The sequence below is a fragment of the Rhizobium sp. RU33A genome (genome assembly GCF_900156055.1).
In the GTDB taxonomy this organism is placed as follows: Bacteria; Pseudomonadota; Alphaproteobacteria; order Rhizobiales; family Rhizobiaceae; genus Allorhizobium.
Map to the genome: position 1 here is coordinate 1 of NZ_FTMQ01000012.1, position 23,758 is coordinate 23,758.

Annotated in this window: 22 protein-coding genes and 4 pseudogenes; 18 read left to right on the plus strand and 8 right to left on the minus strand. The window is 55.4% G+C overall.

Annotated elements, in window-relative coordinates; genetic code table 11:
- The 5 genes from BW978_RS22595 to rfbC all read left to right on the plus strand — a co-directional run.
- Positions 1-219 (plus strand): transposase domain-containing protein (locus BW978_RS22595; protein WP_139330643.1); only part of this gene is annotated, 219 nt, incomplete at its 5' end.
- 299 nt (positions 220-518) lie between these two features.
- Positions 519-1,580 carry a dTDP-glucose 4,6-dehydratase gene (rfbB, locus tag BW978_RS22600; protein ID WP_076398443.1) on the plus strand — a complete coding sequence of 354 codons (1,062 nt, stop codon included), beginning with the start codon at positions 519-521 and terminating at the stop codon, positions 1,578-1,580.
- Between the two features lie 8 nt (positions 1,581-1,588).
- A complete protein-coding gene (rfbD, locus tag BW978_RS22605) occupies positions 1,589-2,473 on the plus strand; it encodes a dTDP-4-dehydrorhamnose reductase (RefSeq protein ID WP_083697692.1) in 885 nt (294 codons plus the stop codon).
- A gap of 8 nt (positions 2,474-2,481) precedes the next feature.
- Entirely contained in the window at positions 2,482-3,366 is an 885-nt protein-coding gene (gene rfbA / locus BW978_RS22610) for a glucose-1-phosphate thymidylyltransferase RfbA (RefSeq protein ID WP_076398449.1), read from the plus strand.
- Positions 3,366-3,911: a dTDP-4-dehydrorhamnose 3,5-epimerase gene (gene rfbC / locus BW978_RS22615; RefSeq protein ID WP_076398452.1), complete on the plus strand. Its 546-nt coding sequence runs from the start codon at positions 3,366-3,368 to the stop codon at positions 3,909-3,911. The genes rfbA and rfbC overlap by 1 nt, the downstream gene beginning before the upstream one ends.
- A 194-nt stretch (positions 3,912-4,105) precedes the next feature.
- Here the strand turns inward: rfbC and BW978_RS22620 are convergent, their stop codons facing one another.
- The 5 genes and pseudogenes from BW978_RS22620 to BW978_RS22640 all read right to left on the minus strand — a co-directional run bounded on the left by BW978_RS22620 (position 4,106) and on the right by BW978_RS22640 (position 7,941).
- Positions 4,106-4,690 carry a YecA/YgfB family protein gene (locus BW978_RS22620; RefSeq protein WP_076398455.1) on the minus strand — a complete coding sequence of 195 codons (585 nt, stop codon included), beginning with the start codon at positions 4,688-4,690 and terminating at the stop codon, positions 4,106-4,108.
- Positions 4,687-5,742: pseudogene (locus BW978_RS22625) on the minus strand (IS66 family transposase); the annotation flags it as partial. The pseudogene BW978_RS22625 and the gene BW978_RS22620, both read right to left, overlap by 4 nt.
- A gap of 177 nt (positions 5,743-5,919) precedes the next feature.
- A pseudogene (tnpB, locus tag BW978_RS23865) lies at positions 5,920-6,201 on the minus strand (IS66 family insertion sequence element accessory protein TnpB); the annotation flags it as partial.
- A gap of 20 nt (positions 6,202-6,221) precedes the next feature.
- The gene (locus BW978_RS22635) at positions 6,222-6,692 is read right to left on the minus strand and encodes an IS66-like element accessory protein TnpA (RefSeq protein ID WP_076398458.1); all 471 of its coding nucleotides are present in this window, start codon (positions 6,690-6,692) and stop codon (positions 6,222-6,224) included.
- A gap of 358 nt (positions 6,693-7,050) precedes the next feature.
- Positions 7,051-7,941: a LysR family transcriptional regulator gene (locus tag BW978_RS22640; protein ID WP_076398461.1), complete on the minus strand. Its 891-nt coding sequence runs from the start codon at positions 7,939-7,941 to the stop codon at positions 7,051-7,053.
- A gap of 77 nt (positions 7,942-8,018) precedes the next feature.
- Here BW978_RS22640 and BW978_RS22645 point away from each other — a divergent pair, with 77 nt between their 5' ends.
- From BW978_RS22645 to BW978_RS23870, 10 genes and pseudogenes are all read left to right on the plus strand, one after another.
- The gene (locus BW978_RS22645) at positions 8,019-8,357 is read left to right on the plus strand and encodes a helix-turn-helix domain-containing protein (RefSeq protein ID WP_076398464.1); all 339 of its coding nucleotides are present in this window, start codon (positions 8,019-8,021) and stop codon (positions 8,355-8,357) included.
- A 487-nt stretch (positions 8,358-8,844) separates the two neighbouring features.
- On the plus strand, positions 8,845-9,756 hold the full coding sequence (locus tag BW978_RS22650; protein ID WP_244552034.1) for a class I SAM-dependent methyltransferase: 912 nt from the start codon (positions 8,845-8,847) through the stop codon (positions 9,754-9,756).
- Positions 9,757-9,783: 27 nt separating this feature from the next.
- Positions 9,784-10,842, plus strand: a complete 1,059-nt coding sequence (locus BW978_RS22655; RefSeq protein WP_076398466.1) for a hypothetical protein — start codon at positions 9,784-9,786, stop codon at positions 10,840-10,842.
- Complete coding sequence (locus BW978_RS22660) at positions 10,839-12,098, plus strand: KpsE/RkpR family capsule polysaccharide export protein (protein WP_076398469.1); 1,260 nt, start codon at positions 10,839-10,841, stop codon at positions 12,096-12,098. The genes BW978_RS22655 and BW978_RS22660 overlap by 4 nt, the downstream gene beginning before the upstream one ends.
- A gap of 58 nt (positions 12,099-12,156) precedes the next feature.
- Positions 12,157-12,810, plus strand: coding sequence for an ABC transporter ATP-binding protein (locus BW978_RS22665; protein WP_076398471.1), 654 nt, complete (start codon positions 12,157-12,159; stop codon positions 12,808-12,810).
- Positions 12,811-12,861: 51 nt separating this feature from the next.
- Positions 12,862-14,133, plus strand: a complete 1,272-nt coding sequence (locus BW978_RS22670; protein ID WP_076398474.1) for a KpsE/RkpR family capsule polysaccharide export protein — start codon at positions 12,862-12,864, stop codon at positions 14,131-14,133.
- Positions 14,134-14,323: 190 nt separating this feature from the next.
- On the plus strand, positions 14,324-15,217 hold the full coding sequence (locus tag BW978_RS22675) for a hypothetical protein (protein ID WP_139330644.1): 894 nt from the start codon (positions 14,324-14,326) through the stop codon (positions 15,215-15,217).
- Between the two features lie 23 nt (positions 15,218-15,240).
- Positions 15,241-16,047 (plus strand): ABC transporter permease, encoded by an 807-nt coding sequence (locus BW978_RS22680; RefSeq protein WP_244552035.1) that lies wholly within the window; start codon positions 15,241-15,243, stop codon positions 16,045-16,047.
- 11 nt (positions 16,048-16,058) lie between these two features.
- Positions 16,059-18,254 carry a glycosyltransferase family 2 protein gene (locus BW978_RS22685; RefSeq protein WP_076398482.1) on the plus strand — a complete coding sequence of 732 codons (2,196 nt, stop codon included), beginning with the start codon at positions 16,059-16,061 and terminating at the stop codon, positions 18,252-18,254.
- 99 nt (positions 18,255-18,353) lie between these two features.
- Positions 18,354-18,718: pseudogene (locus BW978_RS23870) on the plus strand (transposase); the annotation flags it as partial.
- 317 nt (positions 18,719-19,035) lie between these two features.
- Here the strand turns inward: BW978_RS23870 and BW978_RS22695 are convergent.
- Positions 19,036-19,350, minus strand: a complete 315-nt coding sequence (locus BW978_RS22695) for a UPF0149 family protein (protein WP_175616932.1) — start codon at positions 19,348-19,350, stop codon at positions 19,036-19,038.
- A gap of 286 nt (positions 19,351-19,636) precedes the next feature.
- Here BW978_RS22695 and BW978_RS22700 point away from each other — a divergent pair, with 286 nt between their 5' ends.
- The 3 genes from BW978_RS22700 (at position 19,637) to BW978_RS22715 (ending at position 22,107) form a co-directional block, all read left to right on the plus strand.
- Complete coding sequence (locus BW978_RS22700) at positions 19,637-20,356, plus strand: IS110 family transposase (protein WP_244552036.1); 720 nt, start codon at positions 19,637-19,639, stop codon at positions 20,354-20,356.
- A 23-nt stretch (positions 20,357-20,379) separates the two neighbouring features.
- A protein-coding gene (locus tag BW978_RS22710) for an IS3 family transposase (RefSeq protein WP_139330645.1) occupies positions 20,380-21,599 on the plus strand; the annotation gives its coding sequence in 2 pieces (ribosomal slippage) (positions 20,380-20,719 and positions 20,719-21,599; 1,221 coding nt in all).
- 112 nt (positions 21,600-21,711) lie between these two features.
- Positions 21,712-22,107, plus strand: a complete 396-nt coding sequence (locus BW978_RS22715; RefSeq protein ID WP_280173606.1) for a transposase — start codon at positions 21,712-21,714, stop codon at positions 22,105-22,107.
- Between the two features lie 254 nt (positions 22,108-22,361).
- On the opposite strand, the pseudogene BW978_RS22720 reads toward BW978_RS22715, so the two are convergent.
- Both BW978_RS22720 and BW978_RS22730 read right to left on the minus strand, forming a co-directional pair.
- Positions 22,362-23,501, minus strand: a pseudogene (locus BW978_RS22720) (IS3 family transposase); the annotation flags it as partial.
- Between the two features lie 38 nt (positions 23,502-23,539).
- Positions 23,540-23,758 (minus strand): transposase domain-containing protein (locus BW978_RS22730; RefSeq protein WP_139330646.1); only part of this gene is annotated, 219 nt, incomplete at its 5' end.

Consider the following 23,758-nt stretch of genomic DNA (forward strand, 5'->3'; position numbering starts at 1 on the left):
CGAGCCATCAGGCCCCAGACAATAACGAGAAAGAACAGTCTCTTCGCTGGCAGCGATGGCGGTGGAAGGACCTGGGCGACGATCGCCACGCTCCTTCAGACCGCGAAGATGAACAACGTCGATCCGCAGGCCTGGCTCACCCAGACCCTTGAGCGCATTGCCAACGGCTGGCTCAGCAGCGATTTCGAGACGCTCATGCCGTGGAACTACGCCCGCTGAACGGCCTCAGCTTGCCGCTTACAGTTATCCCTCATGAGCTGCCAGATGTTTCGATTAGCATCGACATTGGCAAAGACAGCTATCATGTGATCAGGCTTTGCATGGAGAGCGATATTGTCGCATCGTCGAAATATAAGCCGAACATATGCTCGCAACAAACTTCTACGCGATATCCAAAAGTCGGCATAAAAAAGACCGTATAAGCCTTAACAAGTATAGCGTCTATGATAGAGAGATTATGCGACGGTGCAAAACGATCATTGATCGGGACATATGTTTTAAAAGGATAGAGTCAAAAAATGACGATTGTGGTGACGGGTGGCGCAGGTTTCATCGGAAGCAATTTCATTCTAGATTGGCTGGCGCTTAGCGATGAAGCCGTCATCAACATCGACAAATTGACCTATGCCGGAAATTTGGAGAATCTCCAGAGTCTAACGGGCCACAACGGCCACGTTTTCGTACGGTCCGATATCGGCGACACAGAGACGGTCGGTGAGCTCCTGAGAACACACAAGCCACGCGCGGTGGTCAACTTTGCCGCGGAATCGCATGTTGATCGCTCCATTCATGGGCCTGCAGATTTCATCGAAACAAATGTCGTGGGGACCTTCCGACTTCTAGAGGCCGTGAAATCCTATTGGACCGAGCTGTCAGATGCTGACAAACAAGCCTTCCGGTTTCTACATGTCTCGACCGACGAGGTCTATGGAACGTTGTCACCCACAGATGATGCGTTTCGCGAAACCAATCGATATGAGCCCAACAGCCCTTATTCGGCAAGCAAAGCGGCCTCAGACCACCTCGTGCGCGCCTATCATCACACATACGGCCTGCCAGTTTTGACGACCAATTGCTCGAACAATTATGGCCCGTATCACTTTCCGGAAAAGCTAATACCGTTGTGTATCCACAATGCACTTTCGGGCAAACCCTTGCCGATCTACGGGGACGGCCAGCAGATCCGCGATTGGCTCTACGTCAAGGATCACTGCTCTGCCATTCGCCGCGTTCTTGACGCCGGTCAGTTGGGCGAGACCTACAATATCGGCGGCTGGAACGAGAAGGCCAATCTCGAGGTCGTCGAGACCTTGTGCACCATCCTCGACGAACTCTCTCCACGGAAGGATAGGGTGAGCTATGCCCAGCAGATCACCTTTGTCAAAGATCGGCCGGGTCATGACCGGCGCTATGCGATCGATGCAACAAAGATCGAGCGGGAGCTTGGCTGGAAACCAGCCGAAACTTTTGAGACCGGAATCCGCAAAACGGTACAGTGGTATCTCGACAACCAGACTTGGGTCGGGAACGTGACGAGCGGCGCATATCAGAACTGGGTTGGCCAGCAGTACGGAGCGTGAAGGAAATGATGCGCCTGCTTCTGACTGGAAAAAACGGCCAGGTCGGTTTTGAACTGCAACGTGCCCTCGCTCCGCTTGGCAAGGTCGCAGCGCTAGATCGAAGCGTCTGCGATCTGGAAAACGAAGCCTCGATCCGTGAGGCAGTAAGGCAGTTTAGGCCAGATGTAATCGTCAATCCCGCAGCCTATACCGCCGTTGACAAAGCCGAAAGTGACGCGGAAAGAGCGCATGCCATCAATGCCCGCGCACCAGCCATCCTGGGCGAAGAGGCGGCCAGGATCGGTGCACTCGTTGTCCATTATTCAACCGATTATGTCTTTGATGGCAGCGCCGACGGCTATTATCGCGAGACGGATGCAACTGGCCCACAGGGTATCTACGGACAAAGCAAGCTTGCAGGAGAAGAAGCACTGGCCGCAATTGGGGCTCGCCACATAGTTTTGCGGACAAGCTGGGTTTTCGGCGTCCACGGGGCCAATTTCGCAAAAACCATGCTGCGGCTCGCCGGCGAGCGCGAAACGCTCGGCGTTGTCGCTGACCAAATAGGCGCTCCAACTTCCGCAGCGCTCATTGCTGATGTGAGCGCTCACGTCATTCGGCAGCTCGTTGCCACCAGGACTGCAGATCTCGATGGCATCTATCACCTGGTCGCAAGTGGCGAGACAAACTGGCACGCCTATGCCCGCCATGTGATTGAATATGCGCGTCAGAAAGGGCATCCAATCAAGGTGGAAACAGATGCCATACGGGCGATTGCGACCACGGATTATCCAACGCCGGCAAAGCGACCTTCCAATTCGAAACTGGACACCCAGAAACTTCGCAACACTTTTGGCTTGACGCTTCCGGACTGGAAGGTTGGCGTAGATCACGTTCTTGAACAGATCCTCTGAGGCACATCATGACAAACCGTAAGGGCATTATCCTTGCCGGAGGTTCCGGTACGAGGCTGCATCCAGCGACGCTGGCGGTCTCCAAGCAGCTGTTGCCTGTCTATGACAAGCCAATGATCTATTACCCGCTCACCACCTTGATGTTGGCGGGGATCCGCGAGATCCTGATCATCTCCACGCCGCAGGATATTCCGAGGTTTCAGGCTCTGCTTGGCGATGGCGCCCAATGGGGACTTCGCCTCGAATACTGTATTCAGCCAAGCCCCGACGGCTTGGCACAGGCCTTCATTCTTGGCCGAGATTTCGTTGGCAAGGACCCGAGCGCCCTGGTGCTAGGCGATAACATATTCTATGGCCACGATTTTCAGAAGCTGTTGCGCAACGCAGCGTCTCAGAGCGAGGGAGCGACTGTTTTCGCCTATCACGTTCACGATCCCGAACGGTATGGTGTGGTCGAATTCGATCAAGACCAACGGGCCTTATCGATCGAAGAAAAGCCGACCAAGCCGAAATCCAATTATGCGGTCACAGGGCTATACTTTTACGATACACAGGTTTGCGATATCGCCGCCAGCATCAAGCCTTCACCGCGCGGTGAGCTAGAAATCACTGATGTGAACAGCCGCTATTTGTCACTGAACAAGCTTAGCGTCGAGATCATGGGGAGGGGTTACGCCTGGCTCGACACAGGAACCCATGACTCGCTTCTGGAGGCTGGTCAGTTCATCGCAACGATCGAAAAGCGCCAAGGCCTGCGTGTCGCCTGTCCGGAAGAGGTCGCATATCGTGCCGGTTGGATTGATGCCGCCAAGCTGGAAGAACTCGCGAGACCCTTGGTTAAAAGCGGTTATGGGACTTATCTACAGAACATTCTGAAGGAAGACATATTCTAATGCAGGCGACGAAGACCCATATTCCCGACGTAATCGTTCTGGAGCCAAAAGTGTTTGGCGACGACCGCGGCTTCTTCTTCGAAAGCTTCAACGCACGCACTTTCGAAGCTCTGACAGGCGTCGCCCGTCATTTCGTCCAGGACAATCACTCGAAATCCGCACGCCACGTCTTGCGGGGGCTCCATTATCAAATTCACCAACCACAAGGTAAGCTCGTTCGGGTGGTTCAAGGCGAAGTGTTCGATGTTGCCGTTGATCTGCGCCGTTCCTCTCCGACGTTTGGACAGTGGGCGGGCGTCATCCTTTCTGCCGAGAACAAGAAGCAGTTGTGGGTCCCGGAAGGGTTCGCACATGGCTTCGTGGTGTTGAGCGAGACAGCTGAATTCCTCTACAAGACGACCGATTTTTACGCTCCTGAATACGAACGCAGCTTGTTGTGGAACGATCCCGCAATTGGCATCGAGTGGCCTTTCGAGGGCGAGCCAAAACTGGCAGCGAAAGATGCAGCCGCCGTCACCTTGGAAAAGGCAGATACGTTTGACTAAGGGTCACATCAGCTTTAGGCCAAACTTGCGATAGAATGTGACCTCTGTTTGACGAATTGCCAGATATGCCAGGCACCTTTGCGACTAGCATATCCACCGCCAGGGATGATCCGCACTTGCGGCGCGAATGCAACACGACTGATTTGCGCCGTGCGTAGGGCAGCAGGGGTTTGAACGTTAGCGCGATGAACGCGTCACGTTGCCGAGGCGGCTGGTTTGTGCCCAGGCGATTGGCGGGCGGCCCGGGTGGCAGCGTAGAGCTGGGTCACAGCGGCTCGGATATAAATATGCGCAGTCACTCGGATTTTTCGTTCTTCCTGCGGTGACATGCGGAACAGCATTTTAGCGAGCTGCGGATTGACGGCCATGATCGGGGTTATGATGGGTTTTGGTGTTGCCAGGAGGATCGGTGCCCACGCCTCGCCACCCAGGCCCAGCCCCAGCGCAAAGCCGATTGCCCAGGCGTCGACGACCATCTTGCCCGTGTCATGCATGAAGATCGGATAGTAGTCACCAGTACCATGCGCGAGGAGATTGTCCACTTCATCATGCCGATTGAGGACGGTGTTGACGAGACGTTCCTCGATCCAGCCGGGCTTGGTTTGTGGCAAGGTGCCACCGAAGACGTTCGGCAGCCAAAGTGCTGGCGCAATCGGCACGGGGCCAGCGACGATCGCCGCTAGCAAGCCGTCGATCGCACTCATTCCGACATAATCATTATGTCCGTCGCCGCGCAGGCGTTCATCGAGCTCATCATAGGAGACACATGGCCGGTTCATGCTGCTTGCCTGGTCCGCTCGGGCGACCAATTCCAAGGAAGCAGTGTATCGAGCTGGTTGATTGTCGTTTGACCGGATACGACCCGCTCGAGGACATCGGCAAGCCAAGACTGCGGATCAAGCCCGTTCAGCTTGGCCGAATTGATCAGCGAAGCCAGGATGGCAAAGGTCTCGCCACCTCGGGCGTTGCCGACGAACATCGAGTTTTTCCTCGTGAGAGCAACGGACTTCATAGAACGTTCAACTATGTTGCTGTCGACTTCAATCGCTCCATCGTCGAGGAAGGCTGTGAGCCCAGTCCAGTGCGTGAGCGTATAGTTGATGGCCTTGGCGAGAGCCGATTGGGTTGAGATATCGCCCTTGAGGTCAAGCAGCCTGGCCTTCAATGACTTCATGATGGGGAGCGATTTTAACTGCCGCGTCTGGCGGCGCACTTCTGCGCTCTGCCCACGTATCTGCTGCTCGATCAGATATACCTCCACAAGGATCGATACGATCTCCAAGGCCTCCGATGAGCCGGTCAGCTTGACGACGTCCACGAACTTGCGTCGGGCGTGAGCCAGGCAAAATGCTAGCCGCAATGGGTGCGCATTACTTTTGCCGCGCCGTTTGGCGAGGGTTTTGTACGCCGCATATCCATCCACCTGAAGGACGCCATCGAAAGAAGCCAATTGGCGCTCGGCCTCACGGGCGCTGCGACTCTCGGAGAAGATGTAACCGACGGCAAGAAGTGCTGGACCATTCCAGGGCCGATCGTCCACGGCTTGCGCCCATAGCTGACAGACCTTGTTTCGCTTACGCCCGGGATCGAGACGTGGGAGGCGTGTGTCGTCGGCGAAGACCCTGGTCTGTGAACGAATAATGGCGAGAAGCCTGTCATAGAGCGACTCGAGCCACCACGCCACGCGCTCGACCCAGCCCCCGAGTGTTCCCCGATCCAGCACGATACCGTGGCCGGCGAAGATCTGGGTTTGCCGATAGATTGGAAGATACCATGCAAACTTGGATGTCACGACATGCGCCGCGAGCACAGTCGTCGCCATTCCGCCATCGTTCTCTGCACCGAGAGCACGAACCGTTCTGCTCAAATGCTCGATATTCTGCAGGAGTTGATCTTGGCTTGGCGACATGCTGGAGACTACCGTATCCTCCAAAATCTTCAAGCAATTACAATTATATAATGCTGCTTTCGTCGGCCTTTTGACCTGCTGTGAGCCGATCCTCGTCCAATCCAATCCTGCGATCAGAAGGGCAAATTGTTCGGCCGACATCGTCATCTTACCATTGGTGATCGGTGGCCAAACGAACTTGCCAGCCTCCAGCCACTTCGTGGCCAGGATCATGCCGGATCCATCCCAGTAGACATAACGCAAACGAACGAGACGCTTGGCGCGGAAGACAAACACTTCACCACAATAGGGATCCGCCGCTAGCGCCGACGCAACCAAAGCGACCAAGCCATTCATGCCGCACCGAAAGTCGACGGGCTGCGTGGCTACCATGATCTTCATCCCAACAGCAGGAACTCCGATCAACGGCGACACCGAAGAGCTGCCAACATCGCCTGAGCCAACTCGGGCACCACCGAGCCAACCACGGTCATGCGTGCGCGGTCGAGCTCGATCTCAATTCTACCCGCAGCACTGCTGGCGACATCGAATGCTGTCGCGCGCTGCAGGCTTTGGCTATCGACCACATTCACCTGCACGAACGCTGGCTCCTGACCCAAGGCCTTGCCTGCTCTTTGTCCGATCAACCCAGCCTCCCGACGCCAGGCGTTCATCAAACCACGCTTGACCCCGTGCCGCCGGGCAACAGCTGAGATGATCGCGTCGGGTTCAGCGCTCTCGCAGACAATCCGCGCCTTCTCCTCGTCACTCCAATCCCGACGCTTGCGCCGCCCGGTGATCACTTCGATCCGTCGGTACCCGCCTTCATTAAGAGCCTCATGCATGGCTTCATCCATGACTCCAAGCATGGCATTTGTGTAATCCCTGGCCATCTCATTCAGTTCCTCTCGATGAAGGAGCATATCTCGCGGCCGTAATCACGAAAGAAAAGGTGGGGCGTTCGCCACGCTCACGCTCAAACCGAGACCAAACCCCAAGACCATCCCGGATCAAAGCCGCGCTTGCGCGAGGTCCGGATCAGACAATGAAGAACATTGGAGCGTTCAGCATAGCGGCGACCGCAGGGCGCGAACGCGGGAATTCTCGTCACGTCAGGGCCGGACAAAGGGAAGCCGCAGGAGCCTGAGCAAAGCGACCCAAAGGGTCAGGCGGGACCGACTTCACCCGGCCATGGCGTTCCGCACGAACGGGCAGTGAGCCTCGTCGACGAAGTGACATACCCCACTCCCCTCACCTGCCAAGCCGTCCCAGCTTCCTTGCGATATCGATGATGTCATCGCGGGCTGCTGTCGGATCATCCTTGCTCCAGGCGACACCAAGCCCGATCTTCAGATCGATGCCTGTGACCTTCTTCAGCACGACGTCCCTGCCCGGCAGATCCCCCGTCCATTCAGGTGCGAAGCCGACACCGAGACCTGAGGAGACAAGCGAGATCAGCGAGAAGGTGTCATCACAGGTATAAGCGACATTGTCGTTCAGCCCGTGCTCGTCGAAGGTCTCTGCAAAATAGCGCTCGGTGAAGGACAGGTTCTGTCGTTTGAAGGCGATGATCTTCTCGGCCCTCAGATCCTCGATCGCCACCTCGTGTTTCGAAGCCAGTGGGTTTCCCATCGGCACCGCCAGCAAGTACCGCTCATGGGCGATCGAGAAGAAGCGCAAGGAACCGATATTCTCGACGGGTCGGATGAAGCCGAGGTTCAGCTTGCCGCATTCCAGCTGCCGGATGATCTCCGACGTCGAGCCGTTCGAGACATGCAGGCGGATGTCGGGAAACTTCCGACCGATGCGGCCGAGGAATGCCGGCAGCACGCCTGTCGTTGCCGGATAGATCGTGCCGATCCTGATCTCCCGCATGGTCCTGCCTCCTGCGGCACGTGCCATCTCCGCTGAGAGATCCAGCTCTCCTAGCATTCTCACACAGCGATCGTAGAACACCTCCCCTGCCCGGGTCAGCTCCACCTTCCGCGTCGAGCGTGTCAGCAACTGCACGCCAAGCCCCTTCTCCAGCGCCTGGACCTGCGTGCTCAGCGCCGGCTGGGCAATGTTCACCCGCATGGCGGCACGACCGAAGTGCAGCTCCTCGGCGACGGCTACAAAGTAGGAGAGTTGGCGCAGTTCCATTTACACCACGTTTTGTTCTTATCTATAACGCCGTATTGTACATGGACCCGTGGGCTTTGTTATGAACAAATTGTGGTATGGAACCATTTGCAACCAATTTGAGACGCCGCGCAGAGCTGCTCGGCATCACCAACTCGGAAGTTGCCCGTCGTGCAGGCCTCTCAGACCGCAGATATGGCAATTATGTCACTGGACGGAGGGAACCAGATCTATCGACGTTGGTCCGCATTGCGACTGTTCTATCGATCTCTGTCGATGAACTGATCGGCATGACGCCAGGCGAAGATGTCAAAACTACTGAGGAAATTTTTCAGGAGCGCATAAATGCCGCGCTTAGCGCATTAAAGGCAAAGGACCTAGGCAGGCTGGCCGTGATGATAGAAGCCTTGGCGTCTTCGCGTGAGGAATGTGAGTAACTTACGTTCATGACTATTCAATTGCAGACCAGACTTCTCACATTGCTTTTCCTCAGCTAATACAGGCTCACTCGTGTAAATTATTAGCAATTTGTAGGATTGCGTCAAACTCTGCACATGACTGGGTCTGGCCGTGCTCGACTAATGGCTGTCACGCAGTAATCTCGATACGGAAGGGACAAATGCGAAGCGATAAACTGCTGGCCCGTTTGCGAAAACAAGCCATCGCATGAGACGGATAAAGGCGGAATTTTTCCCTTGACCTATACCATTGCACGGCCTTAGCGCTAACAGTGGTGCATGATTTTGATAAATCGATATATCTCACGACGATAGTTGATCTGTCACTACGGTCGAGCTATTTGCCGCACGCGAGGATCTCGGCACACCGTCAGGCTCAGTACGTTAAATCTCTGCGCCCTGAAGCGAATAAGCTTGAGTTTTGCTGCCACTTAAATCTGGCGAATGGTAAGGTAGTAAACAGGACATGATTGGCAACGTGCTGTCACGGTTAAGCCAGAGAGTGCATGCTGCATCACGGCGCTACTCCGGAATTGAGGCGAAGCTCAGAAGAGCTCTAACTGTATATTTGCACGAAAAGAACGAGAGCACTGCCGAGGGCTTCAGCCAGTATGAAATGCGCCTTCCCTCACATCAGAACGCCATCGATGCTATGCCCGGCTGGAGTTCTGCATTTCCGCCATTGGCCCAAGTCTCGGCCGGCACGATACCGCTCTTCGCTGACAGTCGCATCTTGAAAGCTCTGGCCACGCACGGCTCCATAGAAGGAAAGCATGTGCTGGAAGTCGGCCCGTTGGAGGGCATGCATACCTATATCCTCAGCGAATACGGGGCAGCACGCGTCGATGCGATTGAAGCGAACAAGCTATGCTACTTGCGCTGCCTCGTAACAAAGGAAATACTGAAGCTCGATCGCGCCTCGTTTCATTTGGGCGACATACAACTATGGTTGCGCGACACAGACACCCGCTATGACTTTGGCTTGGCGTCCGGCGTTCTTTACCACATGCCTGATCCCGGTGAATTCCTTCATCTTTTGTCCCTTAGGGTGAAATCCGTTTTCATCTGGACGCATTACTACGACGAAGCGGCCATGCCCAAGTCGGACGTCCGCCATAACCCGTTCACCGGCATCGTTGAATCGCGCTCTGTCGCAGGCATGACTGTTCATTATCATGAACGTGGCTATCAGCATGCAAACACCGACGCCTCCTTCTGCGGGGGAATGAAGGACCGGCATTACTGGCTACGCAAGCAGGAGATCATTTCCCTATTGCAACATCTGGGGTATGACGATGTCGTTATTCTAGACGATGATCCATCGCACAGCGGAGGTCCATGCTTTTCCATTCTGGCGAGACAATCCGCTGCCCAATAGATTTCACACACTCCTGCGAGCCCGGCATTGCTCTTCAATCTTGAATATGATCACGGAGATGTCATCGAGGGATATATAATTCCCGATGGCTTCTCCGATGAGCCGTCAATCGCGGTGACTTGTGATGATGGCAGCGTCCTGACAATGAAGTGTGATCAGGAAAAATTGGCCGTGGTGCAGTCGGGGCGCCATGCAACCGGCATGGTTGGCTTCAGACTGAACAGGGAAATTGTTCCGAGTCTGCCGATGGAAAAACATCTGGCAATTCACGACGCAAAGACAGGGCTACTGATATATCGACGCCCCCCGATTGCAGATCCAATCGGGATGAAGCTTTTGCGGCTTGAGCTCTCGATGCTGCCGATGCAGAAATTCGATCAGTTTTGCGGGAATCACTTCCAGTATTCTATTTCAGGGGCAGAGCGCTTTGGCCATGAGACAGCGCTTCAGGTTTTTCATCTGAACGCAGTCCCGTCTATCTACATCAGCGGGCGTCTCTTATTTCGTAATTATGAGGAATTTCTCGACAAGGGATTCCAGGTAATTGCCGATATACCGGACCCATATTACGAGATGGCAGCCCGCCTGTTCATTCTTAAGCGCCTTGCGAAAGGCGGTGTTCCGTTCATCGGCGATCGTGACAAGATCCTGCTGTCTGCAGCGACGGAACATTTCGGCCAGGTCAACCTGTCCAGTGAACGGGAGCTCGCTCAGGCCTTCAAGAAAGCGCCAGAAAAGGTGCGGCAAGTCTTTGCCTCCCCGACGACACGGCAGCTCGTCTGCAGCTATCCAGAACAGAGCGTCGGTCGGCGGGAAGTTGCTCCTGCTGTCGATGCATTGTCACGCTTCGCGGTAATCGGCTATGGAGAAGACAATATGCATTTTCAGGATGCCGTGGGTGAGCTTTTGGGCCTTGAAGGACACAATTTCCCCTTGGTTCCACGCCATTCTGTTCTTAAGGACCTTGCGGCCATTTTGCGCACCTTGCCGGTCACCGAACTGATTCTTGAGGAAGATCTTATCTTTGACCATTATGTGCGGCAGGCAGTGTATCCGCATATCAGCCTAAACCGGGTCGATGCATGACTGGGAGCTCGCTGAACAACGTCGAAACGGCACCGCCAAGGGTTCGGCTGGAGAAAGAACCGCGCTTAGGATGGCTGCGCCGTAGCATGTCTCGAAGCACCCCACAGGTCATCGAGGCTATCGAGATCGACGGGCCGGCCGATTCAACGCAGGGAACAACAGTAGCGGGACGGAAGCCGCCGTGGCTGTTGATTTCGTTCCTGGTGATGGTCATCCTGCCATTTCTCTGCGCGCTGGCCTATTTCTCGGTGGTCGCCAGCGATCAGTACGTAGCCGAAGCGCGTTTTGCGGTTCGATCGCTTGCGGATGACGGCTCTGCTGAGAACACTGACATGAGCCTCATGAACATGCAGGCGGCCTCACAGGACGCATATGTCATCACCAGCTTCATCCATTCGACCGAAATCCTGCGGCGGCTAGACGGTAAAGTCGACTACAGGTCGATGTTTACAGAGAGGCAAGCCGACTATTTCAGCCGCTTTGAGGAAACAGCCTCGGACGAGGCGTTTCTGAAGTATTGGGAGAGCAGAATTTCCGCTTACATCGATGGCCCTTCAGGTATTGTAACCCTGTCTGCGCGCACGTTCAGACCGGAAGACTCCGTCGAGCTTCTGACAGCAATCTTGCGCGAGAGCGAGATACTCGTCAACGAAATGACGCAACGCGCCCGCGAGGACATGGTTGGCAGCTTCAGGCAGGAGGTGAAGCGGACCGGCGAACTTTATCAGGCAGCCTTGGCGAACCTCAACCGATTCAGGCAAGAATCTGGACTGCTGAGTCCAGAATTGCAGGCCCAGGAAACAGGAAAACTGCTGACGGGTCTTCTTGCTCAAAAAATGGAATTGGAAACCCGGCTTTTCGTCATGCAACAGTCAAATGGCTCCAATGCTCCGGCATTTAAGCAGATGCAACTGGCCCGTGAAAGTCTTGATCAGCAGATTGAGAGCCTAAGAGGCGAGATGACGGGTGGCGCAGATTCATCCCTCGCCAATGTGATCAATAACTATTCGCGGGTGGAAACCGACAGGCTTGTGGCGGAAAAGCTTTATGAAGCCGCCCGCAACGCTTATGATCTCGCTTTAAACGCTGCCATGCGCAAGGCACTGTACCTAACCGTTTTTGTACAACCTTCCCTCCCACAAGAATCATTGTATCCGAAGCGCATTAGCTCGCCATTGATGATTTTTCTCGTGCTGCTCGCGTCCTGGACGACGCTTGCGCTCATTTGGGCATCGGTCGAGGATCACCGTTTGTGAACCCGTTCCCTGCAAATGTGCAGATGTTTATTGGCGCACCTCGAAGGAGGCCGCTTCCATGATCCACTTCAGGAATGTGTCGAAGCACTTTAGGACACAGAACCACAAAAAGATCATCCTCGACCGGATCAATCTCGAATTTGCATCCGGAACGTCCTATGGGATCCTAGGTGTCAATGGTGCGGGGAAATCGACAACACTGAAAATGATTGCCGGTACAATCTTGCCAAACGCCGGGCGTATCAAGAAAACCGTACGCGTTTCTTGGCCTCTGGGTTTCGCCAACGGCTTCCATCCACAGATGACCGGCAAGGAAAACCTCAATTTCGTTTCGCGTGCTTATGGTGAAGATGTCAGGCGCGTAGCCCGCTTCGTCGATGAGTTTGCAGAATTGGGCGACTATATCAATGCACCGGTACGAACATACTCCTCAGGCATGATGGCCCGATTGGCCTTCGGCCTTTCAATGGCTATTGAGTTCGACTGTTATCTGGTCGATGAAATTACCGCAGTGGGCGACGCTCGCTTTCAGAAGCGCTGTAGAACCGCCTTCGACAACCGTCGCAAGAATGCTGATATCATCATGGTTTCCCACTCGATGGATACGATCAAAGATTATTGCGACAAAGGGATGTTGCTCGTGGATGGACGCGTGATGGTGTATGATGATGTCGAGCATGCAATCGAAGCCTATTATCGGCTGAACCGATGATTTCGATCGCACACACGCGAGATAAGTGGAGAGATCAGATCAGGTGGCGTTGTGACGGAAAGGCTTGAAGATCATGGCAGCGAGGGGCGGCGCCTGAGCGGCCTAGCGGCCAGCAAGGAGATCTCTGAAAGGCTCACCGTGGCTGCGCGAAAGCTGCGTTTTTCGACTTCGTCCCGCAGCAGTCTCTATCAGGCGGTCGGGCTGCGGCCTCGGCTGATGGACAGGCTTTTCACATTTTCCCTGATCGCCTTGACCGTCCTGTTGCTTATTCTCCCTGTTTTAGGCGGGATCCTCTATTTCGGTTTCCTGGCATCGGATCAGTATGAATCCGAGACGCGCTTTACCGTCCGTTCAGCGACCCCTGCCCTTGGCAAGGATCAGATCGGCAAGGTAACCGGCATACCGGCCGCAAAAATCGTTCAGGACACTCAAATCGTAGTGAACTTCATTACGAGCCATGAAATCCTGCGCATGATGGACGGGGACCTCGATCTTCACCGTATTTACGGCGCAACGACAACCGATTGGTTCGCGCGTTTACCAGCCGATGCAACCGCAGAAGAAACACTGGAATACTGGCAGGGGATGGTCACGACCTCTATCAGCCCTTCTAGCGGCATTGTCACTGTTCGAGCCAAGGCATTTTCGCCCGAGGATGCACAACGCATTGTACAATTGATCATTGAGAAGTCGGAGGTTGTGGTCAATCAGGTGAATGATCGCATCTGGAAAGATGTGATTGCAACGGCACAGGAAAATCTGGAGAACGCGACGACGCAATTGCAAGAGGCCCGCGCCACGCTGGCCAACGCGCGAAACGAAAACGGCGTTCTGTCCGTGGACGGCAGTTCACAGGTTATCACCGCCTTATTAGCGACGATCGAGGCAGAACGGATCAGCCTGCAGCAGAGGTATGATACTAGCCGTTCTTCGGTCTCAGAAGACGCACCACAAATGAGGGTCTTGCGCCGGGAGATTGAGAGCAAGGAGCAGCAGATAGCAGAGCTCAATTCACGTGTTGCAGGTGAGGCCAAGATGGGTCGGAATCTCGCACAAATCTCACAAGACCTGTCACAGTTCGAACTGGCACAGGATCTGGCGGAGAGCCAGTTCGCCTCGAGCGTCAAGACACTCGAACAGGTACAGTTCGTCAGCCAGCAGCAATTGCTCTACCTTGACAGCTTCCTGGAGCCACGGATTCCCGACGAAGCGCAATACCCCCGCCGCGGGTTGTGGATTACTCTCACGATCGTTTTCGGGCTCATAGGTTGGGGCCTATCGATCGGATTGCTCTATTTTGCCCGCAACCAACTGTCTCACTGAGATGTCGCTAGCTGACTGGCTCTATCGCCTTCTGCCAAAACCCGAGGCACGCAATCGGCATCGATTTGATCCCGCAGGCGTTCGCAGCGTTGTGGTCTTCAGAGCCGGCCCAAATCCGACCTACAGCTATTATCTTGAGAACCGTTTGGCCTATCTCTCGCTCCCCGTGCAAGTCTACGATGAGCCCTGCTTGCCGCAGGACGACGATGCCCAAGGCGCTTTCGTGATCCTATGCAGATATGCCATGGCAAGACAGATATGGTGGCTAATCAAGCACCATAAGCGGATTTCAGGCCTTAGCCTGTTTATCGACGATGACATCGCTGCTACTGTCATCGAAGGTCAGTCGGCACTCCCCTATCGCATCTATCTCCTTGTATGCGGGCTGTTACCACTGATAGTGTTCAATCGCTGGATGACGCATGTCTGGGCATCTACGGAAGCACTGGGAGAGAGACTTCGCACATCCGACATCGTTCCACCGCTACCCTCAAAGGCGCAGCTGCAGCATTATGGCAAGAGGGTAGAGCACGTGCCACGCTTGCGGCTCATCTATCACGCTACAGGTGCCCATGATGGCGAACATCGTTTCCTGATGCCGATAGTTCAGCAACTCATGCACCTCTTCAGTGAGCTCCACTTCGAAGTGATAGCCTCAAGACGAGCCGCTCGAGCCTGGGAAGACACACTGCACGAAGTGATCGACAGGGTTTCCAACCAGCCGAAAACAACATGGGAAGCTTATCTCGACGCAACAGCTAGGGCTGAGGGCGGAATAATGCTTGTGCCTCTTCTTTCGGGGCGGGTGAACTCGGTGCGCGCTGACACGAAACGAATCGATATCTGCCGCATGGGCCTTGCAGCTGTCTTCTCCGCTTCGCCAGTTTATACGCGCTGCCGGGAACCGGACGACATTTTAATAGAAAATGATCCTGAAATCTGGATAGAGACTGTATCGCAATTGCTGCGGGATGCTGCTTTACGCGATATGTCCAGAAAAGCCGTTGTGAGCTCTACGGCTCGCATGATTAGAGAGACCGGGCCATGGTTACCGGGACTGGAGAATTTCATCAATGCTCCTTAATCTGTCGACACGAAGAACACAACATGATCACGGCGGATAAAGGCCCAAAAAGTACTTTCTTAGGTTTGCTTCGCGGCAGATTCAATGTGATGAAAGCCGTGATTCTGCGGGACTTGCGCACCCGTTTCTTCGATCATGGGCTCGGTTTCCTCATAGTACCGCTCTGGCCCTTGGCTCACATGGTCATTCTGCTGATTATCTATTCACTATCCGGCCGCAGCGTACCTTTTGGGGATAGCCTGAATCTATTTTTTGCTACCGGCCTCATTCCGACGCTTGCCTTCATGTATATCTCGCGTTTCATGTCACTTTCCATCGTTTTAAACCGCCCCATGATGGCCTTTCCGGCTGTAACTGCAGTTGATATCATGGCGGCACGCGCCTTCCTCGAAGTTGTCGCCGGCTATCTGACGCTGATCTTCATCTTCACGATCCTGACGATCCTTGGAGACAACCCGATCCCTTATGACATGGAACAGGCTGTCTTGGCCTATCTCGCTACCCTGCTTCTTGCGATCGGGGTCGGATCATTGGTCAGTGTTATCGTCATGTTTGTCCCGTTCTTCGTGACGGTCTATGCGCTTTTCATGATCGTCATCTATGTCGCGTCGGGAACTCTGTTCATCGTTTCAGCGCTGCCGGATCAGATAAGCTATATACTGTCGTGGAACCCGGTTGTTCATGCCGTGGACTGGATGCGGTCGGCCTACTATCCGACATACAGCACCAAAATTCTCGATAAACAATATCTTCTCGGTTTTGGACTGGGATCGCTTTGCCTCGGTCTGACCCTGGAGCGGACCCTGCGCTGGAAGATGCTGGAAGGCTAAGGAACTATGAAATGGCGTACGAGCTTGTCACCAGTTCCGATGTCGCCCCCGTGCGCACTTCGGGTAAGAACCATTGGCTAAGTACGGGTGACGACCCTTTCTTTCAGATCCAGTTCGGAACATTCCGTAAACGCTTCGTCGTCATCTATCTCAACTCGCAATCCAGCTTGCTAGATCCTAGGATCTATGTGGATCACGGCAGCGGATATTCGGAATCCCGGGCGCGAAGTTTCGACACGGGCCGATCGTTCATTTTTATGGCTGACATTGGCTCTGTAGGTCTTATTCGCTCTCTGCGCATCGATCCCGCCAGTTGCCCCTGCCGGTTCGTATTGACCGTCGAGGGCTATGAAACCAGCGTCTCGGCCAATGCGGCCATAGAAGCAAGACTTTCAACGGATATGGCTGGCGCCAAGCTCTGTGATCTCGGTCGCTTGCCTCGCTTTGGCATTCCACGCCTGAGTTTGCCCTTTCGCCGCAAACACATCGATGTCGAGACATACGTGCAAACGCATTATGCGCTCGCATCGGCAATTGCTCATCCCGAGCGACCGTTTGGCGATCGTATCTGGCTCAGCATTGTCGTTCCGGTCTACAATGCTCCGCCTCGCTATCTCGAGGCTCTTGTCCAGTCGTTTCGAAACCAAAAGGTCAAAGGCGCGGAATTGATCTTGAGCGATGATGCCTCCAATTCTGAGGAGACACGCCGCTGGCTGACACAACTGCGGCGTCAGAACGACGTCCGTATTGTTTTCAATCGGCAAAATGGCGGTATCGCCCAGGCGACCAATGCAGGACTGATTGAAGCCAGAGGCGACTGGATAACATTTCTCGATCATGACGATGTGATTGCTCCCGACGCGCTCAACATGATCGCACGCACCCTGCGTGAACATCCCGAGACTATGTTCCTGTATACCGATGAAGTCGTGGTTGACGATAAGCTGAAGCCGACGGGCGTGATGTTAAAGCCAGCCCCGGACCCCGTCTTGTTGTCAGGAGTCAACTACATCAACCACTTTTCTCTGTTTCGGCGCGAACGGCTTCAGCAAATCGGCTTGCTGCGTCCCGGCTTTGATGGCTCGCAAGATTATGATTTGTTGCTGCGTTATCTGAAGGGCCTTGCCGATGAAACGATTTTGCACTTGCCCTACCCGGCCTATTGGTGGCGACGTACCGGACAGACATATTCGCGAAAATTCATCGTTCGGGCCACGCAGGCCGCCAGACAGGCCTTGAAAGATCGATACAGCACGGAAGGCAAGCCTGCCTCTGTCGGTCCGGCCCTGACCGAAACATTGCACAAGGTAGACTTCGCGGCAAATGACTGGCCGATGATCTCCATCATCATCCCAAGCCGCGACAGTTATGACCTTATCAGGCGTATTCTGCGGGATGTATTTGAAAACACCGATTATCCGTCGTTCGAGGTGATTGTCGTGGATAATGGGTCTACCGATCCTTTGGTTCTAGCCCTTTATGCCGATTATACGACAACATATCCGAACTTTCGCGCGGAGGTGAAGGCCGAAACGTTCAACTTCGCCCGCGCCATCAACAAGGGCATGGCACTTGCCCGCGGTGAGCATTGCCTGCTTCTGAACAACGATATTGAAGTCATCGACAGAAGCTGGATGAAAGAGCTGGTTTCGTGTCTTTCCTACGAAAAGGTCGGGATCGTCGGGGCAAAGCTGCTTTACCCCAATGGAAAAATCCAACATGCCGGTGTTATTGCCGGTTTTGGGGGATTGGCAGGCCACTGGTATCTCAACAAGCCGTCCGACTTTGGGGGGCCGATGAACCGCCTTCACGTGCGGAACAGTATGACCTGCGTGACAGGGGCAGTCATGCTGATTTCAAAAACTTGCGCGCAGCGTGTAGGTAAATGGGATGAGACCAATTTTTCTGTTGCTTACAATGATGTTGATTACAGCATGAGAGCTTATAAGGCCGGCTTCCGAACTGTCTGGACGCCGTTTGCTTGCCTTTATCATCACGAGTCTGTCTCGCGAGGCTCTGACCTTTTGGGAGAGAGGAAAAAGCGTTTCGACAGAGAAAAGGAAAACTTACGCAAACTGCATGGAACGACCGATTTCCAAGACCCCGCGATACATCCCGGCTACGAGCGCAACCATTCCACGCCCAGCTTGGAGATGCCTCTTGTTGCAGCAAGTGCTCGGAGTTGGTGGCCAACTGAACGTCTCTAGACTAGAGCACGTCCATTGAACGCGGAATCGCGTTGAGGATTCCCTTGGCTGCCGAATTCTGATTCCTTCCCTCCGACTGGTGATTTGGTCGGAGGCAATATGACCCGAGCGTTCAGCGATGATCTGCGTAGCCGCGTGCTGGCTGCGTCACGGAATGGCATGTCGGCGCGTTCAGCAGCAGCACGATTTGGGATTGGCATTTCGACAGCCATCGCCTTGATTGCGAGTGCGCGGCAGGGTCGGTTGACCCCAGGGAAACAGGGCCGACGCGGCGGCTCGCGCCTGGATGCTCACGAGGACTTCATCATCGGCATGATCGAAGAGGCGAAGGACATCACACTCAACGAGATGGTTCTGCGATTGCATGAGGAGAGAGCTGTATCGATCGGCCGCAGTGCGCTTGACGTCTGGCTGCGAAAGCACGGCTGGACTTTCAAAAAAAGACCGCACATGCACTGGAGCAGGGTAACCGGTGTTTTACCCCTACATTGCCCGCCGTCGCCTGATGTGTGATCGACATTCCATGGATGAGCGACGAGGAGTTTCTCCATGGAGTCTACGTTGGAGGTTCTCACAGCGCGACGCAGCAGGCGTGAGGTGCATCGCCAATGGCCTGATGAGGTCAAGGCACGGATCGTTTCAGAGAGCCTGCGACCCGGCGCAACGTGAGCGTCCGGTGAGCTGTTTTTGCTGATCGGGCAAATCAGGCGATGTTCTGGCATTCGAACCGTGAGCGCAACGAACGCGCCACGTTGCCGACGCTACTGGTTTGTGCCGACAGCTATTGGCGGGCGGCCCGGGTTGCAGCGTAGAGCTGGATCACAGCGGCTCGGATATGGATATGCGCAGTCCCTCGGATTTTTCGTTTTTCCTGCGGTGACATGCGGAACAGCATTTTGGCGAGCTGCGGATTGACGGCCATGATCGGGGAGATGATGGGTGATGGTGTTGCCAGGAGGATCGGTGCCCACGCCTCGCCACCCAGGCCCAGCCCCAGCGCAAACCCGATTGCCCAAGCGTCGACGATCGTCTTGCCCTTGTCGTGCATGAAGATCGGATAGTAGTCACCAGAAGCATGTGCGAGGAGATGGTCCACAGAGGTGGCTCGGTTTGTCTGAACAGTTTCGGGCGTTTTGCTAAGTGGATTTCCGCCTCGATTATGCCGCCACCATCATGGGTGCCAGCGCGTTGAAGTAGGCCTTATCCGGCGTCTGCCGGTGGAGTGCACCCCGTTTCACCGGACATGTCGGCTAGTTTGATTTAGCCCTGATGAACTGCCGAGGGGAAGCTATCTTGAGCGCGGAATGGGGATGGATTTCATTGTAGATGCTATGGACGAGCCGCCCGGCTCATCCGCTTCATCGACAACGAGGAGGCCTCAGATGAACGAGAACGCCAAATCCAGTGTGTCAGTGCATGCAGCCATTGAGTTGAGCAAATCCACGTGGCTAGTTGCAGTGCTTTCTCCAAACTCAGATCGCGTGAAGCTTCGGCATGTTCGAGGCGGCGATACCGCAGCGCTCGTCGGGATGCTGGAGCGTGAGCAAGCGAGCGCGGCCCAGGTGGAGGGGTGCCCAGCTGAGATCGTGGTTTGCTTTGAGGCCGGGTATGACGGCTTTTGGTTAGCTCGGTTCTTGCGGAAGCGAGACATACGCACGTCAGTACTCGACTCCACCAGCTTCTTGGTCAACAGGCGAAGCCGTAGGGCGAAGACCGACCGGCTAGACGCAGAGTCCATGGTCATGATGTTCAGATCATTCGATCAGGGTGACCGAACGGTATGCCGTGAAGTTCGTGTTCCCACGCCGGAGGAGGAAGATGCCAAACGTCTCGACAGGGAACGCTTGCAGCTCTCGGCAGAGCGGACACGCCACGTGAACCGCATTCGTGCCCTGCTCAACCTTCACGGTATCCGTGAGGTCAAGGCCCTCTGGGGAGGAGACTGGGGCAAATGGCTGCAGATGGTGAGGACAGCCGATGACGAACCACTCGGCAAATTCCTTGCAGCAGAGCTAACGAGGGAGTTTGAACGCCTGGAACTGGTCCACGCGCATATTTGTAGTGGCCCCCTAAATCCCCGGACACGATCTCCCACTTGTTAAGTGTTAGGAGTAATGTGCCCATTATGACCAGTCACATCCCCAAGATAGAAGTGCTGTCCGGCCGTGAGCGTCGCCGTCGCTGGTCGACAGCGGAGAAGCTGGCGATAGTCCAGGAGACCTACGAGCCTGATGTCACGGTCAGCATCGTTGCGCGACGGCACGGCATTCAACCGAACCAGCTATTCGCCTGGCGCAAACTTGCTGCGCAGGGTGCGCTGACGGCCACGGCATCGCAGGAAGAGGTCGTTCCTGCATCCGAATACAGAGCGCTTCAGAACCAGGTGAAAGAGCTGCAGCGCCTCCTCGGCAAGAAGACGATGGAAGGCGAAATCCTCAAGGAAGCGCTTGAGATCGCATCAGGGTCAAAAAAACACCTGTTGCGCTCGCTCTCGCTGCCGAAGGACGGTTCGCGATGACGAAGGTGTGTGAGACCTTGGGTGTCGCCCGATCCAACATCGCGGAATCTGTGAAGCGACGTCCTTCCAAAGCCAGAGGGCGTCCACCGCTTGCTGATCGGGAGCTAGTGGATGAGATCAAGACCATCATCGACGATATGCCCACCTACGGATATCGCCGGGTGCACGCGATCCTTTGCCGTAAAGCCCGCAGCGAAAGCCGACCGTGGCCAAATGCCAAACGCGTCTACCGGGTGATGAAGGTTCACGGCATGCTTCTTCAGCGCCACACCGGTGCTCTCGACACCCGTCGACACGATGGCCGCGTTGCCGTCGAGCAATCCAATCTGCGCTGGTGTTCAGACGGCTTCGAGATCGGCTGCGACAACAAGGAGAAGGTCCGCGTTGCGTTCGCGCTCGATTGCTGTGATCGCGAAGCCATTGCCCATGTCGCGACAACAGAGGGTATCAAAAGTGAGGACGTCCAGGACCTGGTCATTACGGCTGTGGAGAACCGCTTCGGTCTCATCAACACCCTTCCAAAGCCAATCGAATGGCTGACTGACAACGGCTCCTGCTTCATCGCAAAGGACACCAGGTCACTGCTTGTCGATATCGGTCTGGAGCCGTGCTCCACGCCCATTCGCAGCCCTCAATCCAATGGGATGGCAGAGGCTTTCGTCAAAACGTTCAAGCGCGACTACGTCTCAGTGAACCCTCGACCAGACGCCGCAACCGTCATCGCGCAACTGCCCTCATGGTTCGAACACTACAATACCCTTCACCCGCACAAGGCATTAGGGTATCGCTCGCTTCGTGAGTTCTTAACCCACCAAACAGAAACCTGATCCTGTCCGGTTTTTAAGGGACAACTCCAATATTCGCGATCTCGACCTTCAACTCGAAGAAGGCCTACGGCATGGTACACTGGGCATTCCCAATGTCGACAAAGTTCGCCGTATCGCCACGCTCAAGGGTATTGGCAGACTGAGTGCTGTGCTGTTGGTGTCAGAGGTATTCCATCGACAGTTCGCCAATCGAAAGCGTTTGGCGAGCTTTCTCGGTCTGGCACCAAGCCCATATGCGAGTGGTGCTGTGAAGCATGATCAAGGGATCAGCAAAGCCGGTAACCGCTTCGCGAGACGGCTTCTCGTTGAACTTGCGTGGTGCTGGTTGAGGTATCAGCCGACAAGCGCTTTGTCCCAGTGGTATCGGGGTACGTTCGGGGCGGGCTCGGGCAGAGCTCGCAAGATCGGAGTTGTCGCGCTGGCTCGAAAGCTTGCAGTCGCCATCTGGCGTTTTGTTGAAGACGGCCTGGTCCCCCAGGGTGCTTCACTGAAGCCGGAAGCCCCATAACAGTTCCAAGCGCCGACGGGCGACTGGAGAGAAGAGCGGCCGCCGAGATTGAAGATGGTCTGGATAGCATCCGCCGTGTTGTAGTGTAGCGCTGCTCTTCCGCACTGCTTGGCCCCCATGAATGGGATCGTGGTTGAGATCAGATTCTCGCCGAATACAAGTCGATGCGCCGAGTGCGCTTGCATGCCAACGCAGTCCAGTCAGGAGTTAGAAGGAGAAGCCAATGACTGCTTGACAGAACCTGCCTCATACAAGTCCTCGATCCATCCGTCGATGAGCCGGAGCGCCGTTTCGGCGTCCGGCAGTGCCGATATGCGGATGTAATCCCGCTTCAGGGTTTTGACGAAGGCTTCCGACATGCCGTTCGACTGCGGACTGGCCACCGGCGTGAAGCAAGGCGTCAGATTGAGCGCCTGGGCAAACAGCCTCGTGTCCCTCGCGGTGTATGCAGAGCCATTGTCCGAGAGATGCTCGATTGCGTTCGGGGCTCTCGTTGCTGCGAACCGCTTCTCGACCGCCTCCAGCATCATATCGCGCACGTCAGAGCCGGAGATGCCCGCGTTGGCGACTGCCGTCCAGGCGATGATCTCGCGGTCGAAGGCGTCGATGATGAAGGCGAGACGGATGACCTCGCCGTTCCAGCAAGCGAACTCCAGCCCATCAGAGCACCAGCGCAGGTTCGAGCGCATGACCATCACCTTGCCGTCATGGATGCGGCCCTTGCGAACGGCCGTATGCTTCTCCAGCAGCATGGCGTGGTTGCCCATGATGCGATGAACCCGTTTGGCGTTGACGACAGGCTTATCGGCGGCTCGCCTTTCGCGATTGAGGAGCGCGGCGATCCGCCGATAGCCATAGGTTGGCCTTTGATCCACCAGCCGGCGGATGATGGGCAAAAGCTCTGCATCCTCGGCCTTGTGATAGGAGCCGCGCGGCTTCGATCTGCATTTCAGGCGCTCGATCAGATTGGAACGGGATACGCCCAGCGTGTCGGCGACGGTCTTCATCGGGAACCGTCCTTCGGCAACAAGATCGGCCGCGATATCCGTTTTTTTTGAGTCTGCTTTGGACAAGGCTTCGCGGAGGATTTCGACCTCCATCGTCTTGCGACCGAGCATACGCTCCAGCTCGCGGACACGATCCTCCAGCTTCTTCACTTCCGAATTGCCGACAACCGGCTCGTCAGAATCCACGGCTGCAGCACCTCCCTCGCTCAAGAGCCTGCGCCACCGGTAAAGCAGATTGGGCGCAACGCCATGGCGGCGAGCGGCCGAAGACACTGTCTCGCCTGGTTCGAAACTCTGCTCAATGATTGTCAGCTTCTGCTCGGTTGTCCACCGTCTACGGCGGACATCACCCGTCAGCAATTCAACGTGTCGATACTCGTTAGACATAAGCCTGTCCTCAAGCGTAAGCGGCAAGCTGAGACCGTTCAGCGGGCGTAGTTCCACGGCATGAGTGCATCGATATCGCTGCTGAGCCAGCCGTTGGCAATGCGCTCAAGGGTCTGGGTGAGCCAGGCCTGCGGATCGACGTTGTTCATCTTCGCGGTCTGGAGGAGCGTGGCGATCGTCGCCCAGGTCCTTCCACCGCCATCGCTGCCAGCGAAGAGACTGTTCTTTCTCGTTATTGTCTGGGGCCTGATGGCTCG